The sequence below is a fragment of the Cupriavidus gilardii genome (assembly GCF_013314895.1).
GTDB classification, from domain to species: domain Bacteria; phylum Pseudomonadota; class Gammaproteobacteria; order Burkholderiales; family Burkholderiaceae; genus Cupriavidus; species Cupriavidus gilardii_C.
Genome location: NZ_JABTYE010000018.1, coordinates 70,514 through 93,898 on the forward strand (window position 1 = coordinate 70,514; position 23,385 = coordinate 93,898).

28 protein-coding genes are annotated in these 23,385 nt (G+C 66.5%); 27 read left to right on the plus strand and 1 reads right to left on the minus strand.

Annotation, left to right across the window (positions count from 1 at the left end; genetic code table 11):
• The first annotated feature begins 142 nt into the window (after positions 1-142).
• From HTY53_RS17775 to HTY53_RS17900, 26 genes are all read left to right on the plus strand, one after another.
• Positions 143-1,336 (plus strand): Bug family tripartite tricarboxylate transporter substrate binding protein, encoded by a 1,194-nt coding sequence (locus HTY53_RS17775; RefSeq protein WP_174107837.1) that lies wholly within the window; start codon positions 143-145, stop codon positions 1,334-1,336.
• Positions 1,337-1,499: 163 nt separating this feature from the next.
• Positions 1,500-2,348, plus strand: a complete 849-nt coding sequence (locus HTY53_RS17780) for an ABC transporter ATP-binding protein (RefSeq protein WP_217435665.1) — start codon at positions 1,500-1,502, stop codon at positions 2,346-2,348.
• Positions 2,348-3,136 (plus strand): lipid asymmetry maintenance ABC transporter permease subunit MlaE, encoded by a 789-nt coding sequence (mlaE, locus tag HTY53_RS17785; RefSeq protein ID WP_023263295.1) that lies wholly within the window; start codon positions 2,348-2,350, stop codon positions 3,134-3,136. The genes HTY53_RS17780 and mlaE overlap by 1 nt, the downstream gene beginning before the upstream one ends.
• Positions 3,137-3,185: 49 nt before the next feature.
• Entirely contained in the window at positions 3,186-3,665 is a 480-nt protein-coding gene (mlaD, locus tag HTY53_RS17790; protein ID WP_174107839.1) for an outer membrane lipid asymmetry maintenance protein MlaD, read from the plus strand.
• Positions 3,662-4,495, plus strand: coding sequence for an MlaA family lipoprotein (locus HTY53_RS17795; RefSeq protein WP_174107840.1), 834 nt, complete (start codon positions 3,662-3,664; stop codon positions 4,493-4,495). Before mlaD ends, HTY53_RS17795 begins: the two co-directional genes overlap by 4 nt.
• 183 nt (positions 4,496-4,678) lie before the next feature.
• Positions 4,679-5,302 carry an MlaC/ttg2D family ABC transporter substrate-binding protein gene (locus HTY53_RS17800; RefSeq protein ID WP_174107841.1) on the plus strand — a complete coding sequence of 208 codons (624 nt, stop codon included), beginning with the start codon at positions 4,679-4,681 and terminating at the stop codon, positions 5,300-5,302.
• A gap of 176 nt (positions 5,303-5,478) precedes the next feature.
• Positions 5,479-5,844 (plus strand): STAS domain-containing protein, encoded by a 366-nt coding sequence (locus tag HTY53_RS17805; RefSeq protein ID WP_174107842.1) that lies wholly within the window; start codon positions 5,479-5,481, stop codon positions 5,842-5,844.
• A 300-nt stretch (positions 5,845-6,144) separates the two neighbouring features.
• Positions 6,145-7,182, plus strand: coding sequence for an ABC transporter ATP-binding protein (locus HTY53_RS17810; protein WP_174107843.1), 1,038 nt, complete (start codon positions 6,145-6,147; stop codon positions 7,180-7,182).
• A gap of 74 nt (positions 7,183-7,256) precedes the next feature.
• Positions 7,257-8,027: an ABC transporter permease gene (locus HTY53_RS17815; RefSeq protein ID WP_174107886.1), complete on the plus strand. Its 771-nt coding sequence runs from the start codon at positions 7,257-7,259 to the stop codon at positions 8,025-8,027.
• 77 nt (positions 8,028-8,104) lie between these two features.
• On the plus strand, positions 8,105-8,386 hold the full coding sequence (locus tag HTY53_RS17820) for a BolA family protein (RefSeq protein ID WP_174107844.1): 282 nt from the start codon (positions 8,105-8,107) through the stop codon (positions 8,384-8,386).
• 16 nt (positions 8,387-8,402) lie between these two features.
• Positions 8,403-9,656 carry a UDP-N-acetylglucosamine 1-carboxyvinyltransferase gene (gene murA / locus HTY53_RS17825; RefSeq protein WP_174107845.1) on the plus strand — a complete coding sequence of 418 codons (1,254 nt, stop codon included), beginning with the start codon at positions 8,403-8,405 and terminating at the stop codon, positions 9,654-9,656.
• 19 nt (positions 9,657-9,675) lie between these two features.
• A complete protein-coding gene (gene hisG / locus HTY53_RS17830; RefSeq protein WP_149319713.1) occupies positions 9,676-10,338 on the plus strand; it encodes an ATP phosphoribosyltransferase in 663 nt (220 codons plus the stop codon).
• Positions 10,339-10,369: 31 nt separating this feature from the next.
• On the plus strand, positions 10,370-11,698 hold the full coding sequence (hisD, locus tag HTY53_RS17835; RefSeq protein WP_174107846.1) for a histidinol dehydrogenase: 1,329 nt from the start codon (positions 10,370-10,372) through the stop codon (positions 11,696-11,698).
• A 67-nt stretch (positions 11,699-11,765) separates the two neighbouring features.
• Positions 11,766-12,866 carry a histidinol-phosphate transaminase gene (hisC, locus tag HTY53_RS17840; protein ID WP_174107847.1) on the plus strand — a complete coding sequence of 367 codons (1,101 nt, stop codon included), beginning with the start codon at positions 11,766-11,768 and terminating at the stop codon, positions 12,864-12,866.
• Positions 12,867-12,870: 4 nt separating this feature from the next.
• Positions 12,871-13,458, plus strand: coding sequence for an imidazoleglycerol-phosphate dehydratase HisB (gene hisB, locus HTY53_RS17845; RefSeq protein ID WP_006575772.1), 588 nt, complete (start codon positions 12,871-12,873; stop codon positions 13,456-13,458).
• 138 nt (positions 13,459-13,596) lie between these two features.
• Complete coding sequence (hisH, locus tag HTY53_RS17850) at positions 13,597-14,250, plus strand: imidazole glycerol phosphate synthase subunit HisH (RefSeq protein ID WP_174107848.1); 654 nt, start codon at positions 13,597-13,599, stop codon at positions 14,248-14,250.
• Between the two features lie 90 nt (positions 14,251-14,340).
• Positions 14,341-15,087, plus strand: a complete 747-nt coding sequence (gene hisA / locus HTY53_RS17855) for a 1-(5-phosphoribosyl)-5-[(5-phosphoribosylamino)methylideneamino]imidazole-4-carboxamide isomerase (RefSeq protein WP_006575774.1) — start codon at positions 14,341-14,343, stop codon at positions 15,085-15,087.
• A 78-nt stretch (positions 15,088-15,165) separates the two neighbouring features.
• Positions 15,166-15,936 (plus strand): imidazole glycerol phosphate synthase subunit HisF, encoded by a 771-nt coding sequence (hisF, locus tag HTY53_RS17860; protein ID WP_174107849.1) that lies wholly within the window; start codon positions 15,166-15,168, stop codon positions 15,934-15,936.
• A gap of 2 nt (positions 15,937-15,938) precedes the next feature.
• Entirely contained in the window at positions 15,939-16,346 is a 408-nt protein-coding gene (hisI, locus tag HTY53_RS17865) for a phosphoribosyl-AMP cyclohydrolase (protein ID WP_174107850.1), read from the plus strand.
• On the plus strand, positions 16,346-16,738 hold the full coding sequence (locus tag HTY53_RS17870) for a phosphoribosyl-ATP diphosphatase (RefSeq protein ID WP_174107851.1): 393 nt from the start codon (positions 16,346-16,348) through the stop codon (positions 16,736-16,738). The genes hisI and HTY53_RS17870 overlap by 1 nt, the downstream gene beginning before the upstream one ends.
• 85 nt (positions 16,739-16,823) lie before the next feature.
• Positions 16,824-17,231: a DUF4870 family protein gene (locus tag HTY53_RS17875; protein ID WP_232206324.1), complete on the plus strand. Its 408-nt coding sequence runs from the start codon at positions 16,824-16,826 to the stop codon at positions 17,229-17,231.
• A gap of 66 nt (positions 17,232-17,297) precedes the next feature.
• On the plus strand, positions 17,298-17,654 hold the full coding sequence (locus tag HTY53_RS17880; RefSeq protein ID WP_174107852.1) for a histidine triad nucleotide-binding protein: 357 nt from the start codon (positions 17,298-17,300) through the stop codon (positions 17,652-17,654).
• 151 nt (positions 17,655-17,805) lie between these two features.
• On the plus strand, positions 17,806-18,054 hold the full coding sequence (gene tatA / locus HTY53_RS17885; RefSeq protein ID WP_174107853.1) for a Sec-independent protein translocase subunit TatA: 249 nt from the start codon (positions 17,806-17,808) through the stop codon (positions 18,052-18,054).
• A gap of 145 nt (positions 18,055-18,199) precedes the next feature.
• Entirely contained in the window at positions 18,200-18,727 is a 528-nt protein-coding gene (gene tatB / locus HTY53_RS17890; protein ID WP_174107854.1) for a Sec-independent protein translocase protein TatB, read from the plus strand.
• Between the two features lie 125 nt (positions 18,728-18,852).
• Complete coding sequence (tatC, locus tag HTY53_RS17895; protein WP_174107855.1) at positions 18,853-19,641, plus strand: twin-arginine translocase subunit TatC; 789 nt, start codon at positions 18,853-18,855, stop codon at positions 19,639-19,641.
• Between the two features lie 236 nt (positions 19,642-19,877).
• A complete protein-coding gene (locus tag HTY53_RS17900) occupies positions 19,878-20,972 on the plus strand; it encodes a porin (protein ID WP_174107856.1) in 1,095 nt (364 codons plus the stop codon).
• Between the two features lie 448 nt (positions 20,973-21,420).
• Here HTY53_RS17900 and HTY53_RS17905 read toward each other — a convergent pair whose 3' ends face one another.
• Positions 21,421-22,611, minus strand: coding sequence for a Do family serine endopeptidase (locus tag HTY53_RS17905; protein ID WP_174107857.1), 1,191 nt, complete (start codon positions 22,609-22,611; stop codon positions 21,421-21,423).
• A 19-nt stretch (positions 22,612-22,630) separates the two neighbouring features.
• Between HTY53_RS17905 and HTY53_RS17910 the strand changes: the two genes are divergently transcribed.
• Positions 22,631-23,377, plus strand: a complete 747-nt coding sequence (locus tag HTY53_RS17910) for a Nif3-like dinuclear metal center hexameric protein (RefSeq protein WP_174107887.1) — start codon at positions 22,631-22,633, stop codon at positions 23,375-23,377.
• Positions 23,378-23,385: the final 8 nt, after the last annotated feature.

The following is a 23,385-nucleotide window of genomic DNA, read 5'->3' on the forward strand; positions in this document are numbered from 1 at the left end:
GGTTGACCCGGCTATGGTTAACGCGGTCTGTGCTCGCCGGAACCGACTCCGTACAATCGGCCACAGCAAGAACAACGCTGCCTCGCTCACCCCTGTCAGCCAATCCAGGCGCCCCGCCAGCGCGGCGCCCCGGAGGATCTTGATGCCCGAAGTACGCATGCTTGCGCGGCTTTGGCGAGGTAAGGCGACGTTGCACTTCCCCGCCGTGACGGCGACCGGCGCGCGCACCGTGCGACCGGGCGCGGCTTCCGGCCCCGGGCGCGCGGTGGTCATGATGTGCCTCCTGTCGGCTCTCCTCGGCCCGGCCAGCGACGCGCTGGCCGCCTCGCCTGCCGCGCCTTCCGCCGTCCCATCGGCCGCGCAGTCGGCCGCCCCGTCCGCCGCGCCGTCGGCCGCGCCATCAGCCGCACCATCCGCTGCCGGGCGCTCCGCCCCGATGTCCTTCCCCGCCCGCCCGCTGCGGCTGGTCGTGCCGTTTCCCGCCGGCGGCGTGCCGGACGCCATCGCCCGGACGCTGGCCGAGAAGCTGACCGCCAGGCTCGGCGTTCCGGTCGAAGTCGACAATCGCCCCAGCGCCAACGGCACCACGGCCGGCGACGTGGTCGCCAAGGCCAGCTCCGACGGCCATACGCTGCTGCTGCACCAGTCCACCATGCTGATCCAGTCCGGCGTGGAGCCGCTGCCCTACGACGTGGTGCGCGATTTCACGCCGGTGGCGCGCGTCGCCGCGATGCCGCTGTTCCTGGTGATCGACGCGCGGCTGCCGATGCGCACGCCGCAGCAATGGGTCGCGGCGGTGCGCGCCAATCCCGGCGCCTACAGCGTCGGCACGGCCCAGGCCGGTACCCCAGCCCATCTGTATGCCGAATACGCGGTGCGAGGCATCCCCAACGGCGTGCCGCTGGTCACCGCCAAGGGCGAGGCGGCGCTGGTGCAGGAGATGCTGGCCGGCCGTATCAGCGCCTGTTTCTGCAATTTCGCCGCGGTTCAGCAGCATGTGCGCGAGGGTACGCTGCGGCTGCTCGGCGTGGCGGGCTCGGCGCGATCGTCGCTCGCCCCGGGTGTGCCGACGCTGCACGAAAGCGGACTCGACGGCTACGGCGCCGGGCCGTGGCTGGGGGTGCTGGCACCGGCCAAGACGCCGCGCGCGATCGTGGCCAAGCTCGCCACCGTGCTGGACGAGGTGGTGCGCGAAGGGGATGTCGGGCGCCGGCTGGAATCGGTCGGGCTGACGCCGCTGCGCGATTCGCCGGAGGCCTTCGCCACCTCGATCCGGTCGGAATCGATCCAGTGGCAGGTGATTCTGCGCCAGGCCGGGCGGCCGGTGGAGCCTTGACGGCGGGGCACCTGCCGGGGATGTTTCCCGGCCTTTTCCGGGCCGCCATGCGCCCGAATATCCCTTCGTCGCCCGATAGTGCACCTCACGCTGCCATGCAGCATTTCATCGCGGGCGCATTGCCCAGCACGCGCACGGACGAGTATAGGTATTAGCACTTATAATGCCGACCGTCCCTAGCGATGCCAACGTGACTGAAACCACACCCAACCTCGTCGAGCTGCAAGCGGTCGACTTCGCCTATGCGGCGGGCGGCAAGCCCATCCTGTCGGGCCTGTCCATGCGGATTCCGCGTGGCAAGGTCGTCGCGGTCATGGGCGGCTCCGGCTGCGGCAAGACCACCGTGCTGCGGCTGATCGGCGGCCAGGTCCGGCCGCAGCGCGGTCATGTCCGCTTCGACGGCGCCGATATTCCGGCGCTGGACCGCGCCGGCCTTTATGCGGCACGGCGGCAGATGGGCATGCTGTTCCAGTTCGGCGCGCTGTTTACAGACCTGTCGGTGTTCGACAATGTCGCCTTCCCGCTGCGGGAACACACCGACCTGCCGGCATCGATGATCCGCGATCTGGTGCTGATGAAGCTCAATGCGGTGGGGCTGCGCGGCGCCCGCGACCTGATGCCGGCGCAGATCTCCGGCGGCATGGCGCGCCGGGTGGCGCTGGCCCGCGCGATCGCGCTGGACCCCTCGCTGCTGATGTACGACGAGCCCTTTGCCGGGCTCGATCCGATTTCGCTGGGCCTGACCGCGCGCCTGATCCGCACGCTGAACGACGCGCTCGGCGCCACCACGATCATCGTGTCGCACGACGTGCACGAGACCTTCCAGATCGCCGACTACGTGTATTTCATCGCCGAAGGCCGCATCGCGGCGGAAGGGGAGCCGGACGCGCTGCGCGCCTCGACCGACCCCTTCGTCCACCAGTTCGTGCACGCCGAGGCCGACGGCCCGGTGCCGTTCCACTACGGCGGGCCGTCGCTCGCCGAGGACTTCGCCGGCGGAGCGGGGCGGTAATGGGCGCGCTCTACAACGCCATCGCGATGATCGGCTCGGCGGTCCGTCAGACTGTCGAGGGGCTGGGCATGGCCACGCGCATGTTCTTTGCGATGCTGGCGATGTCGCCGTCGATGCTGCGGCGCTTCCGGCTGGTGTCGGACCAGATCTTCTTCGTCGGCAACCTGTCGCTGGTGATCATCGCCGTGTCGGGGCTGTTCGTCGGCTTCGTGCTCGGCCTGCAGGGCTACTACACGCTGAACCGCTATGGCTCCGAACAGGCGCTCGGCCTGCTGGTGGCGCTGTCGCTGGTGCGCGAGCTGGGTCCGGTGGTGACCGCGCTGCTGTTTGCCGGCCGCGCCGGCACCTCGCTGACCGCCGAGATCGGCCTGATGAAGGCCGGCGAGCAGCTGACCGCGATGGAAATGATGGCGGTGAACCCGCTGCAGCGCGTGGTGGCGCCGCGCTTCTGGGCCGGCGTGATCGCGATGCCGGTGCTGGCGGCAATCTTCAGCGCGGTCGGCATCCTTGGCGGCTACATCGTCGGCGTGCAGCTGATCGGCGTCGACGCCGGCGCGTTCTGGTCCCAGATGCAGGGCGGCGTCGACGTGCGCGACGACGTGCTGAACGGCGTCATCAAGAGCTTTATCTTCGGCATTGCCGTGACGTTTATCGCCTTGTACCAGGGCTACGAGGCCAAGCCGACGCCCGAGGGCGTGTCGCGCGCCACCACCCGCACCGTGGTGATCGCGTCGCTCGCCGTGCTGGGGCTCGATTTCCTGCTGACGGCGCTGATGTTCAGTACCTGAGCCCCGCATGGGCGCCGTCGCATTCCGCTGGTTGAACTAGAGAATTCCGATGAGAAAGAACGCACTCGATTTCTGGGTGGGGCTGTTCGTGGTGGCCGGCTTCGTGGCCCTGCTGTTCCTGGCGCTGAAGGCCGGCAACATGAGCGCCTTCAGCTTCGAGGACACCTACACCGTGCAGGCCCGCTTCGACAATATCGGCGGCCTGAAGGCGCGCGCTCCGGTCAAGAGCGCCGGCGTGGTGGTGGGCCGCGTCGGGCAGATCAGCTTCGACGACAAGAACTACCAGGCCACGGTGACGCTGAACCTGGAGAAGCGCTACCAGTTCCCCAAGGACACGTCGGCCAAGATCCTGACGTCGGGGCTGCTGGGCGAGCAATACATCGGCCTCGAAGCGGGCGGCGACACCGCGATGCTGGCCGACGGCGCACGGATCACGATGACTCAATCGGCCGTGGTGCTGGAGAACTTGATCGGGCAATTCCTGTACAACAAGGCGGCCGACGCGGGCGGCACGGGAGCGGAGAAATGAGGGGTTCGGGAGTTCACGGGCGCTGGCTGTTGGCCGGCGCGATGGCGGTCGCCCTGGCGGGCTGCGCGACGGGGCCGGACGCCAATCCGCGCGACCCGCTCGAGCCGTTCAACCGCGAAGTCAACAAGATCAACGAGGACTTCGACAAGGGCGTGATGCGCCCGGTGGCCGAGGTCTATGCCGACTATGTGCCGTCGCCGGTCCGCACCGCCGTCAGCAACGTGTTCTCCAACGTCAGCGACGTCTACTCGGCGCTGAACAACCTGCTGCAGGGCAAGCCGACGCGCTTCGCCGAGGACACCATGCGCGTGGCGATCAACACGGTGCTCGGTCTGGGCGGCCTGATCGACATCGCCACGCCGGCCGGCCTGCCGAAGTACAAGGAAGACTTCGGCCAGACGCTGGGCGTGTGGGGCGTGCCGCCGGGTCCGTACCTGGTGCTGCCGCTGTTCGGGCCGAGCACGGTGCGCGACACCGGCGGCATGCTGGTCGACCGGCAGGCCGATCCGACCGCCTACCTGCATCCGGTGTGGATGCGCAATTCGCTGATCGGCGTGCGCGTGGTCAGCGCCCGTGCCGAACTGCTCGGCGCCAGCAACCTGGTCGAGATGGCCGCGCTGGACCGCTACTCGTTCATGCGCGACGCCTATCTGCAGCGCCGCGAGTATCTGGTCTATGACGGCAATCCGCCGGACCGCGAGGACGACGACATCGACAGCGACGCCGAGCCCAAGCCGCCTAGCTCGGGCTCCGGCGAAAGCCTGCCGGGCCAGACCATGCCGGTGCCGCCGGTGGCGCCGTCGTTCTCGCCGGGCCGCCTGGGCCTTTGAGGTGACTCGCCGTGAGGTCGCCGCTTCACTTCAGTTGTGAGCGCGCCGTCACGGCTGCAACAAACTGTGATAACCGGTGCGAGCGCCACGCGCGCCCGGCACCATGAACTTGCCAGGGGTGCGCACTCTCCAACAAACGCACCCCCGCCGCCCCCGGCGCAACAAGATAGACAAGGAAAAACCATGTTCAAGCGACTGTTGCTTCCCTTCATTGCGGCCTTCGCCATGGCCGGCGCCGCCATGGCCCAGAGCCCCGATACCTCGACCCCGGACGGACTGATCAAGGCGCTGGTGGACGACGTGATGGCCACCGTCAAGGCCGACAAGGAAATGCAGGCCGGCAGCATTCCGAAGATCACCGCGCTGGTCGAGCAGAAGATCCTGCCGAACGCCAACTTCCAGAAGACCACGCAGATCGCGATGGGCCGCAACTGGGCGAAGGCCACGCCGGAGCAGCAGAAGCAGATCGTCGAGGAATTCAAGATGCTGCTGATCCGCACCTACGCCGGCGCCGTCTCGCAGATCCGCGACCAGACCGTGCAGTTCCGCCCGTTCCGCGCCGCGCCGGAAGACACCGAGGTCACCGTGCGCACCCAGGTCATCAACAAGGGCGAGCCGATCCAGATGGACTACCGCCTGGAGAAGACTGCGCAGGGCTGGAAGGTCTACGACATCAATGTGCTGGGCGCCTGGCTGACCGAAGCCTACAAGGGCAGCTTCAACACGATCGCCAGCCAGCAGGGCATCGAAGGCGTGATCAAGACGCTGCAGGACCGCAACCGCCAGCTGGCCAGCGCCAAGGGCTAAACCTTGCGACGCCGGCGCATGTCGTGACGACGCGGCGCAGCACGTCGATGCTGCGCCGCGTTACAATGCCGGCGTGGCGCGGATGCGTCACTCGCACCACCGGCTTTCGCTGATCGATCCCTACCGACCGACCGACCTACCTACCGTCCGACCTACCTACCGGCCTGCTCGATTCGATGCTTTCACTCGGAACCTCGCTGACCAACCGCAACGCCGCCGCCGTGCTGCGCGATGCGGCCGCGCGCGTCGCGCAAGGGGAAGCGCAGATCGATTGCAGCGCGCTCGGACAGGTCGATTCGTCGGCGGTGGCCGTCATGCTGGCGCTGCATCGCGACGCCGCCGCGCGCGGACAGTCCCTCTCCTTCGTCGGCGTGCCGCAGCAAGTGGCCGCGCTCGCCAGCCTGTACGGCGTCGATACGCTGCTGACGCTGTCGCCGCGCAACCCGGCATCTGTGCCGGCGGCTGCGGCCACTGAATCCGGCATCCAGTCCGCCGCCGACCCCCTCGCCGCCGCCGGGCAAGCCGCCTTGCATCGACATTGAACCGGCATCCGCGGTGAGCGTCGGCCGATGGCCGGCGCCGGCACCGTCGCGATGCCTCGGCACCGGCCGTCAGCCGATGCCGCGTCCCAAGCGGGGATTTCTCCGCATCCCCTATAATTCCGGGTTATTCGTTCGTCAGCACCGCCGCGCGCCAACGCGCGATGCGCCTGCCACGCCGGCAGCCGGCAAGCCAGCCGGGCGACCAGGCCGGCAGCTGTATCACCCTCAGGCGGTTCCCGCCATTTCCAGGAGCCCGGCGCGGCAGCGCGACGCTCGCACGCCCGCCAGACGATATCGGCCATGAAAGCCATCGAAATCCAGGATGTCCGCAAGCGCTACCGCAATCTGCAGGCGCTCAAGGGCGTCAGTTTCAGCGTCGAGCGCGGCGAATTCTTCGGCCTGCTCGGCCCCAACGGCGCGGGCAAGACCACGCTGATCTCGATTCTTGCCGGACTGAACCGCGCCGACTCGGGGCAGGTGCGCGTGCATGGCCACGACGTGGTCGGCGACTACCGGCTGGCGCGCCGCATGCTGGGCGTGGTGCCGCAGGAACTGGTGTTCGATCCGTTCTTCACCGTGCGCGAGACGCTGCGCCTGCAGTCCGGCTATTTCGGCCTGACGCGCAACGACGACTGGATCGACGAGATCATGGCCAACCTGGACCTGACCGACAAGGCCGACGCCAACATGCGCCAGCTGTCGGGCGGCATGAAGCGACGCGTGCTGGTCGCGCAGGCGCTGGTCCATCGTCCCCCGGTGATCGTGCTGGACGAGCCCACCGCGGGCGTCGACGTGGAACTGCGCCAGACGCTGTGGAAATTCATCTCCCGGCTGAACCGCGAAGGTCATACCATCATCCTGACCACGCACTATCTGGAAGAGGCCGAAGCTTTGTGCGATCGCATCGCGATGCTCAAGTTCGGCGAGGTGGTGGCGCTGGACCGCACCAGCAGCCTGCTGAGCCAGTTCGCCGGCCTGCAGCTGGTGCTGACGCTGTCGGCGGGCCGCCTGCCGGCCTCGCTCGAGCCGCTGCGGATGCCGTCCAATCCGGGCGAGCGCGCGATCCGGCTGCGGCTGTCCGGCTATCAGGTGGTCGAACCGATCCTGGCGGCGTGCCGCGAGGCGGGCTGCGAAATCGAAGACATGGAAATCAACAAGGCGGACCTCGAGGACGTATTCGTGCAGATCATGGGGAGGGAAGGGCGCAAGCCGGCCTCGCGTGACGGCGCCGACGGTGGCGACGCAGGGGGCGAGGTGGACCGCGACGGCGGCAAGCGCGCCGCGGACCGTGCCGAACCCGTCAATGCCACCCCTTCCTCGCTGGAGAGCCCGGTATGAAACATCCAGCCGGACTCGACCGCGCGGACCAGGGTGCCCGCAGCGGCGGCGACGACAGCCTGCACCTGGCGCCGATGGCGGTGGGCGGCCTGGTCGGCTTTCGCACGCTGCTGTACAAGGAAGTGCTGCGCTTCTGGAAGGTCAGCTTCCAGACCGTGGCCGCGCCGGTGCTGACCGCCATCCTCTATCTGCTGATCTTCGGCCATGTGCTCGAGGACCGCGTCCGCGTCTACGACCAGATCAGCTACACCGCCTTCCTGGTGCCCGGGCTGGTGATGATGAGCATCCTGCAGAACGCGTTCGCCAACAGTTCGTCGTCGTTGATCCAGTCGAAGATCACCGGCAACCTGGTGTTCGTGCTGCTGCCGCCGCTGTCGCACTGGGAGATGTTCGGCGCCTACGTGACCGCCGCGATCGTACGCGGGCTCGCGGTTGGCCTGGGCGTGCTGCTGGTGACGGTATGGTTCGCCGACCTGCATGTGGCCAATGTCGCGTGGATCGTCGTGTTCGCGCTGCTGGGCGCCGGCATGCTCGGCACGCTTGGCTTGATCGCCGGCATCTGGGCGGAGAAGTTCGACCAGCTGGCCGCCTTTCAGAATTTCCTGATCATGCCGGCGACCTTCCTGTCCGGCGTGTTTTATTCGATCCACTCGCTGCCCGCGTTCTGGCAGAAGGTGTCGCACGCCAACCCGTTCTTCTACATGATCGACGGGTTCCGCCACGGCTTCTTCGGCGTCTCCGACGTGTCGCCGTGGTTCAGTTTGGCCGTGGTGGCAAGCGCCTTCGCGGTGGTCGCGGCGATTGCGCTGCGGCTGCTGCAGAGCGGCTACAAGCTGCGGCACTGATCGCGAACCGCACTGCGACACCAGATCGCAGCGACGCGCGCGACAGCGGGATGCAAACCGACGAAACGAGATTAGCCATGCTGCCTACACCTGAACAAGTCAGGGACTACATTGCCCAGGGGCTGCCCTGCGAACACCTCGAAGTGGAGGGCGACGGCCAGCACTTCTTCGCCACCATCGTCAGCGCCGAATTCGAAGGCAAGCGGCTGATCCAGCGTCATCAGCGCGTCTATGCCGCGCTCGGCGACCGCATGCGCGCCGAGATCCACGCGCTGTCGATGAAGACGCTGACGCCCGCCGAATGGCAGGGGGATCAGGCCGGGCAAGCCGGGCAGGCGGGACAGCCCGGCCAGCGCTGAGCAGCCGCCGATCCTCATGGACAAACTCGAAATCCACGGCAACGGCCCGCTGCGCGGCGAAATCTGCATCTCCGGCGCCAAGAACGCTGCCTTGCCGATCCTGTGTGCGAGCCTGCTGACCGGCGACACGCTGACGCTGGACAACGTGCCCGGTCTGCACGACGTGCGCACCATGCTGACGCTGCTGCGCCAGATGGGCGTGCGCGCCGAGCAGAGCGGCACGCAGCTGGCGCTGAACGCGGGCGAGATCACCTCGCCCGAGGCGCCCTACGAGATGGTCAAGACCATGCGCGCGTCGATCCTGGTGCTGGGACCGCTGGTCGCGCGCCTGGGCGAGGCGCGGGTGTCGCTGCCCGGCGGCTGCGCGATCGGCGCGCGGCCGGTGGATCAGCACATCAAGGGCCTACAGGCGATGGGCGCCGACATCGCCATCGAGCACGGCTTCATCCACGCCCGCGCGCGCCGGCTCAAGGGCGCGCGCATCGTCACCGACATGATCACGGTGACGGGCACCGAGAACCTGCTGATGGCCGCCACGCTGGCCGAGGGCGAGACCGTGCTCGAGAACGCGGCGCGCGAGCCCGAGGTCACCGACCTGGCCAACCTGCTGGTCGGCATGGGCGCGCGCATCGAGGGCATCGGCACCGACCGGCTGGTGATCCAGGGCGTCGAGCGCCTGCACGGCGCCGAGCACCGCGTGATCGCCGATCGCATCGAGGCCGGCACCTTTCTGTGTGCGGCCGCTGCAACGCTGGGCGAGGTGGTGGTGCGCGATGTCCCGCCGGGCATTCTCGACGCGGTGCTCGACAAGCTGGCCGAAGCGGGCGCCTCGATCGAGCGCGGCGCCGACTGGGTCCGGCTGGCAATGCGCCAGCGCCCGCGCGCGGTCAGCTTTCGCACCTCCGAATATCCGGCGTTCCCGACCGACATGCAGGCGCAGTTCATGGCCCTCGATTGCGTCGCCGACGGCGCCGCTCGGGTCACCGAGACGATCTTCGAGAACCGCTTCATGCACGTGCAGGAGCTGAACCGGCTGGGCGCCAATATCGCGGTCGAAGGCAATACCGCGGTGGTGACCGGCGTGCCGCGCCTGTCCGGCGCGCGGGTGATGGCCACCGATCTGCGCGCCTCGGCCAGCCTGGTGATCGCCGGCCTGATCGCCGACGGCGAAACGGTGATCGACCGCATCTATCACCTGGACCGCGGCTACGACCGCATGGAAGACAAGCTGTCGGCAGTGGGTGCGCGCATTCGCCGCATCGCCGGCTGACCCAGCGACCAACAAGACGATGAGCCCTTCTCCGAATCAGCTGACCCTGGCCCTGTCCAAGGGCCGGATCTTCACCGAAACCATGCCGCTGCTGGCGGCCGCGGGCATCGAGGTCACCGAAGACCCGGAAACCTCCCGCAAGCTGATCCTGCCAACCACCGACCCGGACGTGCGCGTGATCATCGTGCGCGCTTCCGACGTGCCGACCTATGTGCAGTACGGCGCCGCCGACTTCGGCGTGGCGGGCAAGGATGTGCTGATGGAACACGGCATGGCCGGCCTCTACGCGCCGATCGATCTGAATATCGCCCGCTGCCGCATGTCGGTGGCGGTGCCGGCGGGTTTCGACTATGTCCGCGCGGTGCGCCAGGGGGCGCGGCTGGCGGTGGCGACCAAGTATGTACAGACCGCGCGCGAGCATTTCGCCAAGAAGGGCGTCCACGTCGATCTGATCAAGCTGTACGGCTCGATGGAGCTCGGTCCGCTGGTCGGGCTGGCCGATGCGATCGTCGACCTGGTCAGCACCGGCGGCACGCTGCGCGCCAACAATCTGGTGGAAGTCGAGGAGATCGTGCAGATCTCGTCGCGGCTGGTGATCAACCAGGCCGCGCTCAAGCTCAAGCGCGAGCGGCTGGCGCCGATCCTCGAAGCATTTGAACGGGCCTCCGCGGCCGTGGCGTGATGCCATGGCCGACGGCCCGGGGAATGGAGTCATGAAGGAACAAAGCCTGAACATCCGCCGACTGGACTCGGCCAGCACGGACTTCCCGTTGCGGCTGCGCCAGCTGCTGGCCTTCGAGGCCGGCGAGGACGAGGCCATCGAGCGCACCGTTGCGCAGATCCTGGCCGACGTCAAGGTGCGCGGCGATGCCGCGGTGCTCGAATACACGCTGCGCTTCGACCGTGTCGAGGCGGAATCGCTGGCCGCGCTGGAACTGTCGCCGGCCGAGATGGACGCGGCGCTCGAGGAGCTCGAGCCGAAACGCCGCGCGGCACTCGAGGCGGCCGCGGCGCGCGTGCGCGCCTATCACGAGAAGCAGAAGATCGAATGCGGCAGCCATAGCTGGGAATACGCGGAGGCCGACGGCACCGTGCTCGGCCAGAAGGTGACGCCGCTCGATCGCGTCGGCCTGTACGTGCCGGGCGGCAAGGCCGCGTATCCGTCGTCGGTGCTGATGAACGCGATTCCGGCCCGCGTCGCGGGCGTCAAGGAAGTGATCATGGTGGTGCCGACGCCGGGCGGCGTGCGCAATCCGCTGGTGCTGGCGGCTGCGGCCATCGCCGGGGTCGACCGGGTGTTCACCATCGGCGGGGCCCAGGCGGTCGGCGCGCTGGCCTACGGCACCGAGACGCTGCCCCAGGTCGACAAGATCGTCGGGCCGGGCAACGCCTATGTCGCCGCGGCCAAGCGCCGCGTGTTCGGCACGGTGGGCATCGACATGATCGCCGGGCCGTCCGAGATCCTGGTGATCTGCGACGGCAGCACCGACCCCGACTGGGTCGCGATGGACCTGTTCTCGCAGGCCGAACACGACGAGATGGCGCAGTCGATTCTGCTGTGCCCGGATTCCGGCTATCTGCTGAAGGTGGAAGACAGCATCCGCCGCCTGCTCGACGACATGCCGCGCCGCGACGTGATCGCGGCCTCGATCGGCGGCCGCGGCGCGCTGATCAAGGTGCGCGACATGGACGAGGCCTGCGACATCGCCAATGCGATCGCCCCCGAGCACCTGGAGATCTCCGCGCTCAATCCGCGCCAGTGGGCCGAGAAGATCCGCCACGCCGGCGCGATCTTCCTGGGCCAGTTCACCAGCGAATCGCTGGGCGACTACTGCGCGGGTCCGAACCACGTGTTGCCGACCTCGCGCACCGCGCGCTTCTCGTCGCCGTTGGGGGTCTACGACTTCCAGAAGCGCTCGAGTCTGATCGAGGTCAGCGAGGCCGGCGCGCAGATGCTGGGCCAGATCGCGGCGGAACTCGCCTATGGCGAGGGCCTGCAGGCGCATGCCCGCAGCGCCGAGTACCGGCTCAAGCGCAGTTGATTTGCCGGGGCGGCATGCGTGCCGGCCCGGTGTGCCGCCCCATCACTCCCCAACCGAAGAGGAATTTATGTCAGCCGTCGAGCCTTCCCTGATCGAGCGAATCATCCGTGACGACGTCCGCGCCATGGGCGCGTATCACGTGGCCGATTCGCACGGTCTGATCAAGCTCGATGCGATGGAGAATCCGTACCGGCTGCCTGCGCCGCTGCGTGAGCAGCTCGGCAAGCGGCTCGCCGAGGTCGCGCTGAACCGCTATCCGGTGCCGACCAGCGAGGCGCTGCGCGCGCGGCTGAAGGAGGTGATGGACGTGCCGGCCGGCATGGAGATCCTGCTGGGCAACGGCTCGGACGAGATCATCAGCATGCTGGCGCTGGCGGTGGCGCGGCCCGGCGCGAAGGTGATGGCGCCGGTGCCGGGCTTCGTGATGTATGCGATGTCGGCGCAGTTCACCGGACTCGAATTCGTCGGCGTGCCGCTGCGGGAGGACTTCACGCTGGACCGCGCCGCGATGCTGGCCGCGATGGCCGAGCACAAGCCGGCCGTGATCTACCTGGCGTATCCGAACAATCCGACCGGCACGCTGTTCGACGAGCAGGACATGGAGGCCATCGTGCGCGCCGCGCAGGGCGAGGTCTGCCACAGCCTGGTGGTGATCGACGAGGCCTACCAGCCGTTCGCCCAGCACAGCTGGATGCCGCGGCTGCCCGAGTTCGGCAATCTGCTGGTGATGCGGACCGTGTCCAAGCTCGGTCTGGCCGGCATCCGCCTCGGCTATCTGGCCGGCGATCCGGCCTGGCTTGCGCAGATCGACAAGGTCCGCCCACCGTATAACGTCAACGTGCTGACCGAGGCGACCGCGCTGTTCGTGCTCGAGCATGTCGACGTGCTCGACGAACAGGCGGCGCAACTGCGTGCCGAGCGCGCCAGCGTGGCCACGGCGATGGCCGCGCACCCCGGCGTCACGGTGTTCCCGAGCGCCGGCAATTTCCTGCTGGTGCGCGTGCCCGATGCCGCGCGAATCTTCGATCGGCTGCTCGCGCGCAAGGTGCTGATCAAGAACGTGAGTAAAATGCACCCATTGCTGGCCAACTGTCTGCGCGTGACGGTCAGCACCCCCGAAGAAAATGCGCAGTTTCTCGAGGCGTTTGCCGCCTCGCTGCAGGATTAGCACCATGCGTGTTGCCGAGGTCACCCGCAATACCTCAGAGACCCAGATCCGCGTCGCCCTGAATCTGGACGGCACCGGACGCCAGTTGCTGGCTTCCGGCGTTCCCTTCCTGGACCACATGCTGGACCAGATCGCCCGCCATGGCATGTTCGACCTCGAGGTCGAAGCCAAGGGGGACACCCATATCGACGACCACCATACGGTCGAGGATGTCGGCATCACGCTGGGGCAGGCGGTGGCCAAGGCCATCGGCGACAAGAAGGGCATCACCCGCTATGGGCACAGCTACGTGCCGCTGGACGAATGCCTGTCGCGCGTGGTCATCGATTTCTCGGGCCGCCCGGGGCTGGAGTTCCATGTGCCGTTCACCCGGGCGCGCGTGGGCAGCTTCGATGTGGACCTGACCATCGAGTTCTTCCGCGGCTTTGTCAATCATGCCGGCGTGACGCTGCATATCGACAACCTGCGCGGCATCAATGCGCATCATCAATGCGAAACGGTATTCAAGGCCTTCGGCCGGGCGCTGCGCATGGCGGTGGAACTGGATCCGCGCGCGGCCAACACGATTCCGTCGACCAAGGGCACGCTCTGATCTCGATACCGGTCCGATGAAGTACGGCGGCGCCCTGCCTGCCGCCAACGACTCCGACCGGTCTCTACCGGACTCCACCTACCCAACTCCACCGTTCCGACGGGACGGCCACGCGATGCCACGGCCGTTTCCAACATCATGACTACGATTGCAATTGTGGATTACGGCATGGGCAACCTGCGCTCGGTGGCGCAGGCGCTGCGCCGTGCGGCGCCCGACGCCGATGTGCGCGTCGTCGATGCGCCCGAGGGCATCCGCGCCGCGCAGCGCGTGGTGCTGCCGGGCCAGGGCGCGATGCCCGACTGCATGGCTGCGCTGAACGCCTCGGGGCTGCGCGAAGCCGTGCTCGAGGCCGCGGCCAGCAAGCCGCTGCTGGGCGTGTGCGTTGGCGAACAGATGCTGTTCGAGGCCAGCAGGGAAAGTAGGGCCGGTGCGGACAGCACGCCATGCCTGGGCCTGATGCCGGGCGAGGTGGTCCGCTTCGAGCTCGATGGCATGACGCAGCCGGACGGCTCGCGCTACAAGGTGCCGCAGATGGGCTGGAACCGCGTTCGCCAGACCCGGCCGCATCCGCTGTGGCAGGGTATTCCCGATCAGAGCTGGTTCTATTTCGTCCACAGCTACTATGTGCAGCCGCGCGATTCCGCCCATACTGCCGGGGAAACCGAATATGGCGTCGTGTTTACCAGCGCGGTGGCCCGAGATAATATTTTTGCCACGCAGTTCCACCCCGAGAAGAGTGCGGCGCTCGGCTTGCAGCTCTACCGGAACTTCGTGGACTGGAAGCCCTGATTCACCAAGCCGTTCGACGCAGGCAAGGCCGGGCCGGCAGCGCCGGTCACGCCAGGACAACCTTTTTACTTCAACACGCTCGTCACGCTTATGTTGCTCATTCCGGCCATCGACCTGAAGGACGGTCAATGTGTACGCCTCAAACAAGGCGATATGGACCAGGCCACCGTCTTCTCCGAAGAGCCCGCCGCCATGGCACGACATTGGGTGGAACAGGGCGCGCGGCGTCTGCACCTGGTCGATCTGAACGGCGCCTTCGTCGGCAAGCCCCGCAATGAGGCCGCGATCAAGGCCATCATTGCCGAGGTCGGCGAAGAGATCCCGGTGCAGCTCGGCGGAGGCATCCGCGACCTGAACACCATCGAACGGTGGCTGGACGACGGCCTGTCGTACATCATCATCGGCACCGCCGCGGTCAAGAACCCGGGCTTTCTGAAGGACGCGTGCTCGGCGTTCGGCGGCCACATCATCGTCGGTCTCGATGCCCGCGACGGCAAGGTCGCCACCGACGGCTGGAGCAAGCTGACCGGCCACGAAGTGATCGACCTGGCGCGCAAGTACGAGGACTACGGCGTCGAGGCGATCATCTATACCGACATCGGCCGCGACGGCATGCTGCAGGGCATCAACATCGATGCGACCGTCAAGCTGGCGCAGTCGGTGTCGATCCCGGTGATCGCCAGCGGCGGCCTGTCGAACATGAGCGATATCGACCGGCTGTGCTCGGTCGAGAGCGAAGGCGTCGAAGGGGTGATCTGCGGCCGCGCGATCTACTCCGGCGACCTGAATTTCGCGGACGCCCAGGCGCTCGCGGACAAACTCGGCGCCGACAAGTAAGCCGTCGCCATCGCGCCCCGGTGGGCGCTGCTGCCCGCGTCGCGCCGCGCCTGCGCGCGCCGCGTGGCAAGGATTCCGATGCTAGCCAAACGTATCATCCCCTGCCTGGACGTGACCAATGGGCGGGTGGTCAAAGGGGTCAACTTCGTCGAATTGCGCGACGCGGGCGACCCGGTCGAGATCGCGCGCCGCTATGACGAGCAGGGCGCGGACGAAATCACATTCCTGGACATCACCGCGACCAGCGACGGCCGCGATCTGATGCTCAACATCATCGAAGCGGTGGCCTCGCAGGTCTTCATTCCGCTGACGGTGGGCGGCGGCGTGCGCACCGTCGAGGACGTACGCCGGCTGCTCAATGCCGGCGCGGACAAGATCAGCGTCAATTCGTCGGCGATCAGCAATCCGCAACTGGTGTCGGATGCCACCGCGCGCTACGGCTCGCAATGCATCGTGGTCGCCATCGACGCCAAGCGCAGTTCGGCGCCGGGCGAGCCGCCGCGCTGGGAGGTGTTCACGCACGGCGGGCGCAAGGCCACCGGGCTCGATGCCGTCGAGTGGGCGCGCGAAGTGGCACGGCGCGGCGCCGGCGAACTGCTGCTGACCAGCATGGATCGCGACGGCACCAAGAGCGGCTTCGATCTCGAACTGACCCGGGCGGTCAGCGACGCGGTAGGCGTGCCGGTGATCGCCTCGGGCGGCGTCGGCGGGCTGCAGGACCTGGCCGACGGCATCCGCATCGGCCACGCCGACGCGGTGCTGGCCGCAAGCATCTTCCACTACGGCCAGCACACGGTGGCCGAGGCGAAGGCATTCATGGCCCGCGAGGGCATTCCGATGCGGGTTTGACGATGGCAAAGAAGTGGCTCAACAAGGTCAAATGGGACGATCACGGCCTGGTGCCGGTGATCGTGCAGGAACTCGGCTCCAACGACGTGCTGATGTTCGCCTTCATGAATCGCGAGGCGCTGCAGCGCACCGTCGAGCTCGGCGAGGCGGTGTTCTGGTCGCGCTCGCGCAAGCGGCTGTGGCACAAGGGCGAGGAATCGGGTCATGTGCAGAAGGTGCATGAGATCCGCCTCGACTGCGACGAGGACGTGGTGCTGCTGAAGGTCACGCAGGCCGGCGACATCGCCTGCCACACCGGCCGCCATTCCTGCTTCTTTCAGAAATTCGAGGGCGACGTCGAGAACGGCGACTGGCAGACCGTCGAACCGGTGCTCAAGGATCCCTCGGCCATCTACGGCAGCAATCACTGATGAGCGACTCTTCTGCGAACCAGGCCGACGCGCTGGCCGATGTACTGGCGCGCGTGGCCGCGGTGCTCGAATCGCGCAAGCCGGAACACGGCGGCGATCCCGACCAATCGTATGTCGCGCGGCTGTTCCACAAGGGCGATGACGCGATCCTGAAGAAGATCGGCGAGGAAGCGACCGAGACCGTGATGGCGGCCAAGGACGCACGCGCAGCCAACCTGACCGCGCCCGCGCTCGACAAGGTCGTCTACGAGGTCGCCGACCTGTGGTTCCACAGCATGGTGCTGCTGGCCCGCTTCGGCCGGGGCCCGGCCGACGTGGTGGCCGAACTGGCGCGCCGCGAGGGGCTGTCGGGGCTGGCCGAGAAGGCGTCGCGCACGCCCGAGGCAAAGTGAGCGCCGCGGCTCCTGGACGGGCTGTGGGGTATCGTGTGGCACAGTATCGTCTGGACCGAACCGTGCGCACACGCAAGGAGGCGCAATGAGCAACGACTATCCCGGCCGGGATTATCCCGGCCAGGTGGTGCCGAGCAGCGGCGGCGCGCAGCTCGACAGCCTGCGCAAGCTGACCCACATCCTGTATGGGCTGTATGCGATTTTCTGGCTGACCGGCGGCATTACCGCGCTGATCGCGATCATCATCAACTACGTCAAGCGGGACGACGCTCGCGGCACGCTCTATGCATCGCACTTTGCGTGGCAGATCCGCTCGTTCTGGTGGTCGGTCGCGTGGACCGTGCTCGGCGGCGTGCTGTTTGCCACCGTGGTGGGCATCGCGCTGGCCTTCATTGTCTGGGGCCTGTTGTCGCTGTGGATTCTTTACCGTATTGTCAAAGGCTGGTTGTATTTGAATGACAGCAAGCCGATGTACCCAGAGCAGCGTTTCTAGACGGTGCCATCCGGGCCAGGTTTGAGCCGGGCTTGCCGGTGTCCTTCACTTCGCAATGAAACTTTCATGAACGCACACGAGAATTGCATCTTCTGCAAGATCGTCGCCGGCCAGATACCGTCGCGAAAGGTGTACGAGGACGCCGACATGCTGGCGTTCCACGATATCCATCCGAAGGCGCCGGTGCACTTCCTGATCATTCCGAAGGTGCATGTGGACTCGCTCGCAGCCTGTGGCCCGGGCGAGGGCGACGTGCTTGCTAAAATGCTGCTCAAGGCGCCGCAGCTGGCCCAGGAACTGGGTTGCGGCAATGGCTTCCGCACCGTGATCAACACCGGTCCGGATGGCGGTCAGGAGGTCTATCACCTGCATCTGCACGTGATGGGCGGGCCGCGGACCGAATGGAAGGTCGCGCTGCCGTAGGCCGACGCGGCACGCTTGAGTAGAGAATGACGTCCGGCCGCTTGCGGCGGACGAAACAGCGCCGGCTACCGTCGCCCGGCGTGCGAGCTCGGACGGAAACAACGGGTCCGCGTGGCAAGGTGCCGCGCGGGGCTTCATCAGGAGCAGGAAAATGGGTTCGTTTAGCATTTGGCATTGGCTGATCGTGCTGGTGATCGTCATGCTGGTCTTTGGCACCAAGAAGCTGCGCAATATCGGCCAGGATCTGGGCGGCGCGGTCAAGGGCTTCAAGGACGGCATGAAGGATCCCAACGCGGCCCCGGGCGAGGACACCACTACCGGCACGGGCACGCCCAAGGAACTGCGCGACTCGACCACGATCGACGTGGACGCCAAGGAAAAGTCGCGCCAGCAGCAGTAATCCGGATCATGCAGTCAGTCGGCGTCCGGCCGGCGCGGCCCCGCATCGGCCCCGCCGTGGCCCGGTACACTGATCCTCTTCTTCCTCCGGGCGGCGGCGCGGGGCATTGCGCCCGGCCGCGCCCGGCAATGGCATTGAATCCCGCATGATCGATCTGGGCATTTCCAAGCTGGCGCTGATCGGTGCGGTCGCGCTGATCGTGATCGGTCCCGAGCGGCTGCCCAAGGTCGCCCGCACTGTCGGCGCGCTGGTCGGCCGCGCACAACGCTATATCAGCGACGTGAAGGCGGAAGTCAGCCGCGAAGTCGAGCTCGACGAACTGCGCCGCATGCGGACCGAGTTCGAGGACGCCGCGCGCGACGTCGAGCGGACCATCCACAAAGAGGTCAACGAGCAGGCACAGTCGCTGAACGAGGCATTGTCGGAGGCCACCGGCGAGAGCGGCGTGTCCGGCGTGTCCGGCGGCAGCGATATGTCCGCGGCGCCGTATGTCCCCAGCTGGGACACCGCGCACAAGATGCACAACGGCCGCAAGAGCTGGCGCGTCAAGCAGGCCGCCGTGCCGAAGTGGTACAAGCGCCAGAACAATGTCCGCGGCTGGGCCCAGTCCGGCGCCGCCCGCGTCAAGCGCCACCGTCCGGCCACGCGCCCCGCGCGTTCTTTCTTCGAGTGACCATGCGGCAGTCCGCCCCGATACCGGCGGCCGACCGGTCCGCACGTTCGTCGCGCGCCTTGCCGCGCGCGATGTCGCTTTTCTCTTTCCTGTTGTCCGCCCACCGCTGCTGAGCGGCTGCCGCCATGAGCGAATCGCGTTCCCCCGATCCCCAAGAAGAATCCCAGCAGGAAACCTTCATCTCGCACCTGGTGGAGCTGCGCGAGCGCATCGTCAAGGCCGTCGCCGGCGTGCTGGTGGTATTCGTCAGTCTGGTCTACTGGGCCCCGGACATCTTCAATCTGTTCGCGCGGCCGCTGATGGAGTCGCTGCCCAAGGGCGGCAGGATGATCGTCACCGACGTGACCGGCTCGTTCTTCGTGCCGATGAAGGTCACGTTGCTGGTCGCCTTCCTGATCGCGTTGCCGTGGGTGCTGTACCAGATCTGGCAATTCGTCGCGCCGGGGCTCTATCAGCATGAGAAGCGGTTGATCATGCCGCTCGTCACCAGCAGCTATCTGCTGTTCCTGTTCGGCGTGGCGTTCGCTTACTTCCTGGTGTTTCCCACGGTGTTCCATTTCATGGCGCACTACAACGCGCCGCTGGGCGCCGAGATGTCGACCGACATCGACAAGTATCTCGGCTTCGCGATGACGACATTCCTAGCCTTCGGCATCACCTTCGAGGTGCCGGTGGTTGTTATCGTGCTGGTGCGCTTCGGTGTGGTGGAGCTCGAGAAGCTCAAGCAGATCCGCCCGTATGTGATCGTCGGGGCCTTCATCATCGCGGCCATCGTGACGCCGCCCGATGTGCTTTCGCAGCTGCTGCTGGCGATCCCGCTGATCCTGCTCTACGAGCTTGGCCTGTTGATGGCCAAGGTCATCGGTCGTCCGTTGCCCAATGACGGCGCGGCCAAAGAGTCGCAAGCCGACTGATTGGTGCCGAAGGGCGCAATCATTGCGTCCTTTTTGCACCAAAATGGGGAAAACCACCGTTTCTCCTGTTGCTGTCCAGCAACAAAAGCCGCCCTCAGGAACGGTTTACGACGAAAAAGCCTTCTGAGCGCCGGGGAGCCTGACACATAATACGCCTCAGACGTGATGGTGAATGCGTCGCCCAAGCACTTGGGCAACCCAAGATTTCCCAATCAGTTGACAAGGAAAGTGTCGATATGAAGATGAAACTGTTTGCAGCTGCAGTCGCCGCCCTGGCCGCTGGTGGTGCCTACGCCCAGTCGAGCGTGACCCTGTACGGCGTGGTCGACGCTGGTCTCGAGTACAACAACAACGCCGGCCAAACGGGTGAGAACCTGTTCCGCATGCAATCGGGCGGCCAGTCCGGTTCGCGTTGGGGCCTGCGCGGCGTGGAAGACCTGGGCGGTGGCCTGAAGGGTCTGTTCGTGCTGGAAAGCGGTTTCGATCTCGACAACGGCCGTTCGGGCCAAGACGGCCGTCTGTTCGGTCGTAGCGCCTACGTCGGTCTGCAGAACCAGTTCGGCACCCTGACCCTGGGCCGTCAACAGACCCCGTTCTACGACTTCGGTCTGCAGTTCGACCCGATGGCGATCGCTCCGCGTTACTCGATCACCTCGCAAGCTGTCGAGTTCCAATCGCGTGCTGACAACGCCGTCAAGTACGTCGGCAAGTTCGGCGGCCTGACCGCGTCGGCCATGTACTCGTTCCGCGCTGACGGCCAAGAAGTTGCTGGCCGCAACGTCGGTGGTCGCGAAATGGGCGCGTTGCTGAGCTACGCTGCTGGCCCGTTCTCGATCGGTGCTGCCTATGACGACCTGCACGTTGGTTCGCTGGCTCCCGGAGGCAACCAAGCTCCGGTGATCCGCCGCGCTACCGTTGCCGGTACGTACGCTTTCGGTCCGGCCAAGGCCTTCCTGGGCTACCGTTGGGCGAAGGCATCTGACGGCGCCGTCCTGCCGGGCGCTGTTGGCGGTGCTGACGTGACCACGTCGAACCTGTACTGGGCTGGCCTGGCGTACCAAATGACCCCGGCCTTCTCGGTCACGGGTGCTGCGTACTACCAGGACTTCCGCCGCAGCGGTGCTGATCCGTGGCAATTCGTGCTGACCGGCGACTACGCTCTGTCGAAGCGCACCGACATCTACACCTCGCTGTCGTACACCCTGAACAAGGATGGTTCGGCTCTGGGCGTGGCTGGCTTCAACAACCCGACCGCTTCGACCCCGGTGTTCAACGTCGAGCCGGGCAAGGACCAGTTCGGTGCCATCGTTGGCGTGCGCCACAAGTTCTAATTTGACGCGAGCGATCGCATCAAGTTAGCTTGATCGAAACGCCGGCATCCTTCGGGATGCCGGCGTTTTGTTTTGGGCGCGCGGTTTCGATACCTGTAGGTGCAGACGATGAGTCGGCGCGGGCCTGCTCCAAGCCGCGCCTGCTTCAGGCTCCCGATCGCTGTGACCGGATGAGTAGTCGGGCGCGGCATAGAGAGACGCCATGCAGCAGTCCGAGCGGATGGCGACTGTACGACCGTTCGGGCGCTCGCATGCCGCCGCTATTGTCCGAGCCAGGGCTTGCGGCGATTGCGGTTTGTCATGGCGATCGGCCAATTGCCCACGTCAGCAACCGGCGTGATCGTGGATAGAGGCCCGAAAAAGAAAAAGCCCCTTGGCAACGTACCAAGGGGCTTTTTGCTGGATCGCCCGTCGCAGCCGACCGCGGCGATGCGCGGTCGGACGGCGGTCAATCTTCCTCGTCGTAAGGCAGCACACGTCGCGGCGGAGGCGGCCGCTTGCCGATCATGACTGTCACCTCGGTCGGCTTGCCACGACGTACTACTTTCATCTTGACTTCCGTACCGGGCTTGAGCTGTGCGATCGCATTGAGCAGCGCCGTGGTATCCGTGATCGGTTGATCCTGCACGGCCACCAGCACATCGCCCGGCCGCACGCCTGCCTTGTCGGCGGGTCCGCCCTGGACGATCGCGGCGATCAGTGCGCCCTCCTTGGCATCGAGCCCAAACGATTCGGCAATCTCCGGCGTCATGTCCTGCGGTTCGACGCCGATCCAGCCGCGCGTTACCGAGCCGGTGGAGATGATCGACTCCATCACCTGCTTTGCCGTGGACACCGGAATCGCGAAGCCGATGCCGAGCGAGCCACCCGAGCGCGAGTAGATCGCCGTGTTGATGCCAAGCAGGTTGCCTTGCGCATCGACCAGCGCACCGCCGGAGTTGCCGGGGTTGATCGCGGCGTCGGTCTGGATGAAGTTCTCGAAGGTGTTGATGCCCAGATGGCTGCGGCCCAGCGCCGACACGATGCCCATGGTCACGGTCTGGCCGACGCCGAACGGATTGCCGATCGCCAGCACCACGTCGCCGACCTTGACGTTCTCCAGACGTCCCAGCGTGATCGCCGGCAGGTCCTTCAGCGTGATCTTCAGCACCGCGAGGTCGGTTTCCGGGTCCGAGCCGACCACCTTGGCGTTGGCCTTGCGGCCGTCGGTCAGCGCGACCTCGATCTCGTCGGCGCCGTCCACGACATGGTGGTTGGTTAGAATGTAGCCCTCGGCGCTGACGATCACGCCTGAACCGAGGCTCGACACCGGCTCCTGCCGCTCGGGCAGCCGGTCACCGAAGAAGAAGCGGAACCACGGATCGTCGGCCTGCGGATTGCCGCGGCGCGCGCCGTTCTTGCTGGTAAAGATGTTGACCACCGCCGGCATCGCCAGCTGCGCCGCCTCGCTATAAGAGCGTTCCGCGGATGGTCCCGTGACATTCGGCACCACTTCCTTGAGCGCGACGATCGGCGAACCGGATTGGACCGCGACGCGCCCGCGTTGCAGCCATTCCGGTTTCAATGTCGCCACGACAAACCAGATGGCCAGCACAACTGTGACGGCCTGGGCAAAGAACAGCCAGAAGCGGCGCAACATATTGGAGTTTGGGCTGAAAATGAAAACAAAAGAGCTTGAATTGTACTTGAACGACCTATTGGAAGTCCCCCGCTTCAAGGACTATTGCCCGAATGGTCTGCAAGTGCAAGGTCGACCCGAAATCACTCACATCGTGACGGGCGTCACGGCCAGCGTTGCGCTGCTCGACGCGGCCATCGAGGCCGGGGCCGACGCGATCCTTGTCCATCACGGCTATTTCTGGCGCGGGGAGGACGCGCGCGTCATTGGCCAGAAGCATGGACGGCTGCGGCGTCTGCTGGTATCGGACACCAATCTGTTGGCCTATCACCTGCCGTTGGACGGCCATCCCGAGCTAGGCAACAACGCGCAGTTGGGGCGAGAGCTCGGTCTGAATCCGACGGGGCGCTTCGGCGACGACCAACTGGGCTGGACCGGCACGCTGCCGCAGTCGATGACGCTGCGCATGCTGGCCGACCACGTGGCCGGCGTGCTCGGCCGCGACCCGTTGGCGATCGGCGATCCGGATCAGCCGGTACGCACCGTGGGCTGGTGTACTGGTGGCGCGCAGGGCTATTTCGGCGCGGCGATCGAAGCAGGAGTCGATGTCTATCTGAGCGGCGAGGTCTCCGAGCAGACCACGCACCTGGCGCGCGAAAGCGGCGTCGGGTATATCGCCGCCGGCCACCATGCGACCGAGCGCTATGGCATTCGCGCGCTCGGCACCCATCTGGCACAGCAATTAGGGCTGCGCCATACCTTCATCGATATTTCCAACCCGGTATAACCGGGGTT

Bases quoted from the DNA above. Each gene is read 5' to 3' on its own strand.
- HTY53_RS17775 (WP_174107837.1), top strand. From the start codon at position 143: ATGCCCGAAGTACGCATGCTTGCGCGGCTTTGGCGAGGTAAGGCGACG.
- HTY53_RS17780 (WP_217435665.1), top strand. From the start codon at position 1,500: ATGCCGACCGTCCCTAGCGATGCCAACGTGACTGAAACCACACCCAAC.
- mlaE (WP_023263295.1), top strand. From the start codon at position 2,348: ATGGGCGCGCTCTACAACGCCATCGCGATGATCGGCTCGGCGGTCCGT.
- mlaD (WP_174107839.1), top strand. From the start codon at position 3,186: ATGAGAAAGAACGCACTCGATTTCTGGGTGGGGCTGTTCGTGGTGGCC.
- HTY53_RS17795 (WP_174107840.1), top strand. From the start codon at position 3,662: ATGAGGGGTTCGGGAGTTCACGGGCGCTGGCTGTTGGCCGGCGCGATG.
- HTY53_RS17800 (WP_174107841.1), top strand. From the start codon at position 4,679: ATGTTCAAGCGACTGTTGCTTCCCTTCATTGCGGCCTTCGCCATGGCC.
- HTY53_RS17805 (WP_174107842.1), top strand. From the start codon at position 5,479: ATGCTTTCACTCGGAACCTCGCTGACCAACCGCAACGCCGCCGCCGTG.
- HTY53_RS17810 (WP_174107843.1), top strand. From the start codon at position 6,145: ATGAAAGCCATCGAAATCCAGGATGTCCGCAAGCGCTACCGCAATCTG.
- HTY53_RS17815 (WP_174107886.1), top strand. From the start codon at position 7,257: ATGGCGGTGGGCGGCCTGGTCGGCTTTCGCACGCTGCTGTACAAGGAA.
- HTY53_RS17820 (WP_174107844.1), top strand. From the start codon at position 8,105: ATGCTGCCTACACCTGAACAAGTCAGGGACTACATTGCCCAGGGGCTG.
- murA (WP_174107845.1), top strand. From the start codon at position 8,403: ATGGACAAACTCGAAATCCACGGCAACGGCCCGCTGCGCGGCGAAATC.
- hisG (WP_149319713.1), top strand. From the start codon at position 9,676: ATGAGCCCTTCTCCGAATCAGCTGACCCTGGCCCTGTCCAAGGGCCGG.
- hisD (WP_174107846.1), top strand. From the start codon at position 10,370: ATGAAGGAACAAAGCCTGAACATCCGCCGACTGGACTCGGCCAGCACG.
- hisC (WP_174107847.1), top strand. From the start codon at position 11,766: ATGTCAGCCGTCGAGCCTTCCCTGATCGAGCGAATCATCCGTGACGAC.
- hisB (WP_006575772.1), top strand. From the start codon at position 12,871: ATGCGTGTTGCCGAGGTCACCCGCAATACCTCAGAGACCCAGATCCGC.
- hisH (WP_174107848.1), top strand. From the start codon at position 13,597: ATGACTACGATTGCAATTGTGGATTACGGCATGGGCAACCTGCGCTCG.
- hisA (WP_006575774.1), top strand. From the start codon at position 14,341: ATGTTGCTCATTCCGGCCATCGACCTGAAGGACGGTCAATGTGTACGC.
- hisF (WP_174107849.1), top strand. From the start codon at position 15,166: ATGCTAGCCAAACGTATCATCCCCTGCCTGGACGTGACCAATGGGCGG.
- hisI (WP_174107850.1), top strand. From the start codon at position 15,939: ATGGCAAAGAAGTGGCTCAACAAGGTCAAATGGGACGATCACGGCCTG.
- HTY53_RS17870 (WP_174107851.1), top strand. From the start codon at position 16,346: ATGAGCGACTCTTCTGCGAACCAGGCCGACGCGCTGGCCGATGTACTG.
- HTY53_RS17875 (WP_232206324.1), top strand. From the start codon at position 16,824: ATGAGCAACGACTATCCCGGCCGGGATTATCCCGGCCAGGTGGTGCCG.
- HTY53_RS17880 (WP_174107852.1), top strand. From the start codon at position 17,298: ATGAACGCACACGAGAATTGCATCTTCTGCAAGATCGTCGCCGGCCAG.
- tatA (WP_174107853.1), top strand. From the start codon at position 17,806: ATGGGTTCGTTTAGCATTTGGCATTGGCTGATCGTGCTGGTGATCGTC.
- tatB (WP_174107854.1), top strand. From the start codon at position 18,200: ATGATCGATCTGGGCATTTCCAAGCTGGCGCTGATCGGTGCGGTCGCG.
- tatC (WP_174107855.1), top strand. From the start codon at position 18,853: ATGAGCGAATCGCGTTCCCCCGATCCCCAAGAAGAATCCCAGCAGGAA.
- HTY53_RS17900 (WP_174107856.1), top strand. From the start codon at position 19,878: ATGAAGATGAAACTGTTTGCAGCTGCAGTCGCCGCCCTGGCCGCTGGT.
- HTY53_RS17905 (WP_174107857.1), bottom strand. From the start codon at position 22,611: ATGTTGCGCCGCTTCTGGCTGTTCTTTGCCCAGGCCGTCACAGTTGTG.
- HTY53_RS17910 (WP_174107887.1), top strand. From the start codon at position 22,631: ATGAAAACAAAAGAGCTTGAATTGTACTTGAACGACCTATTGGAAGTC.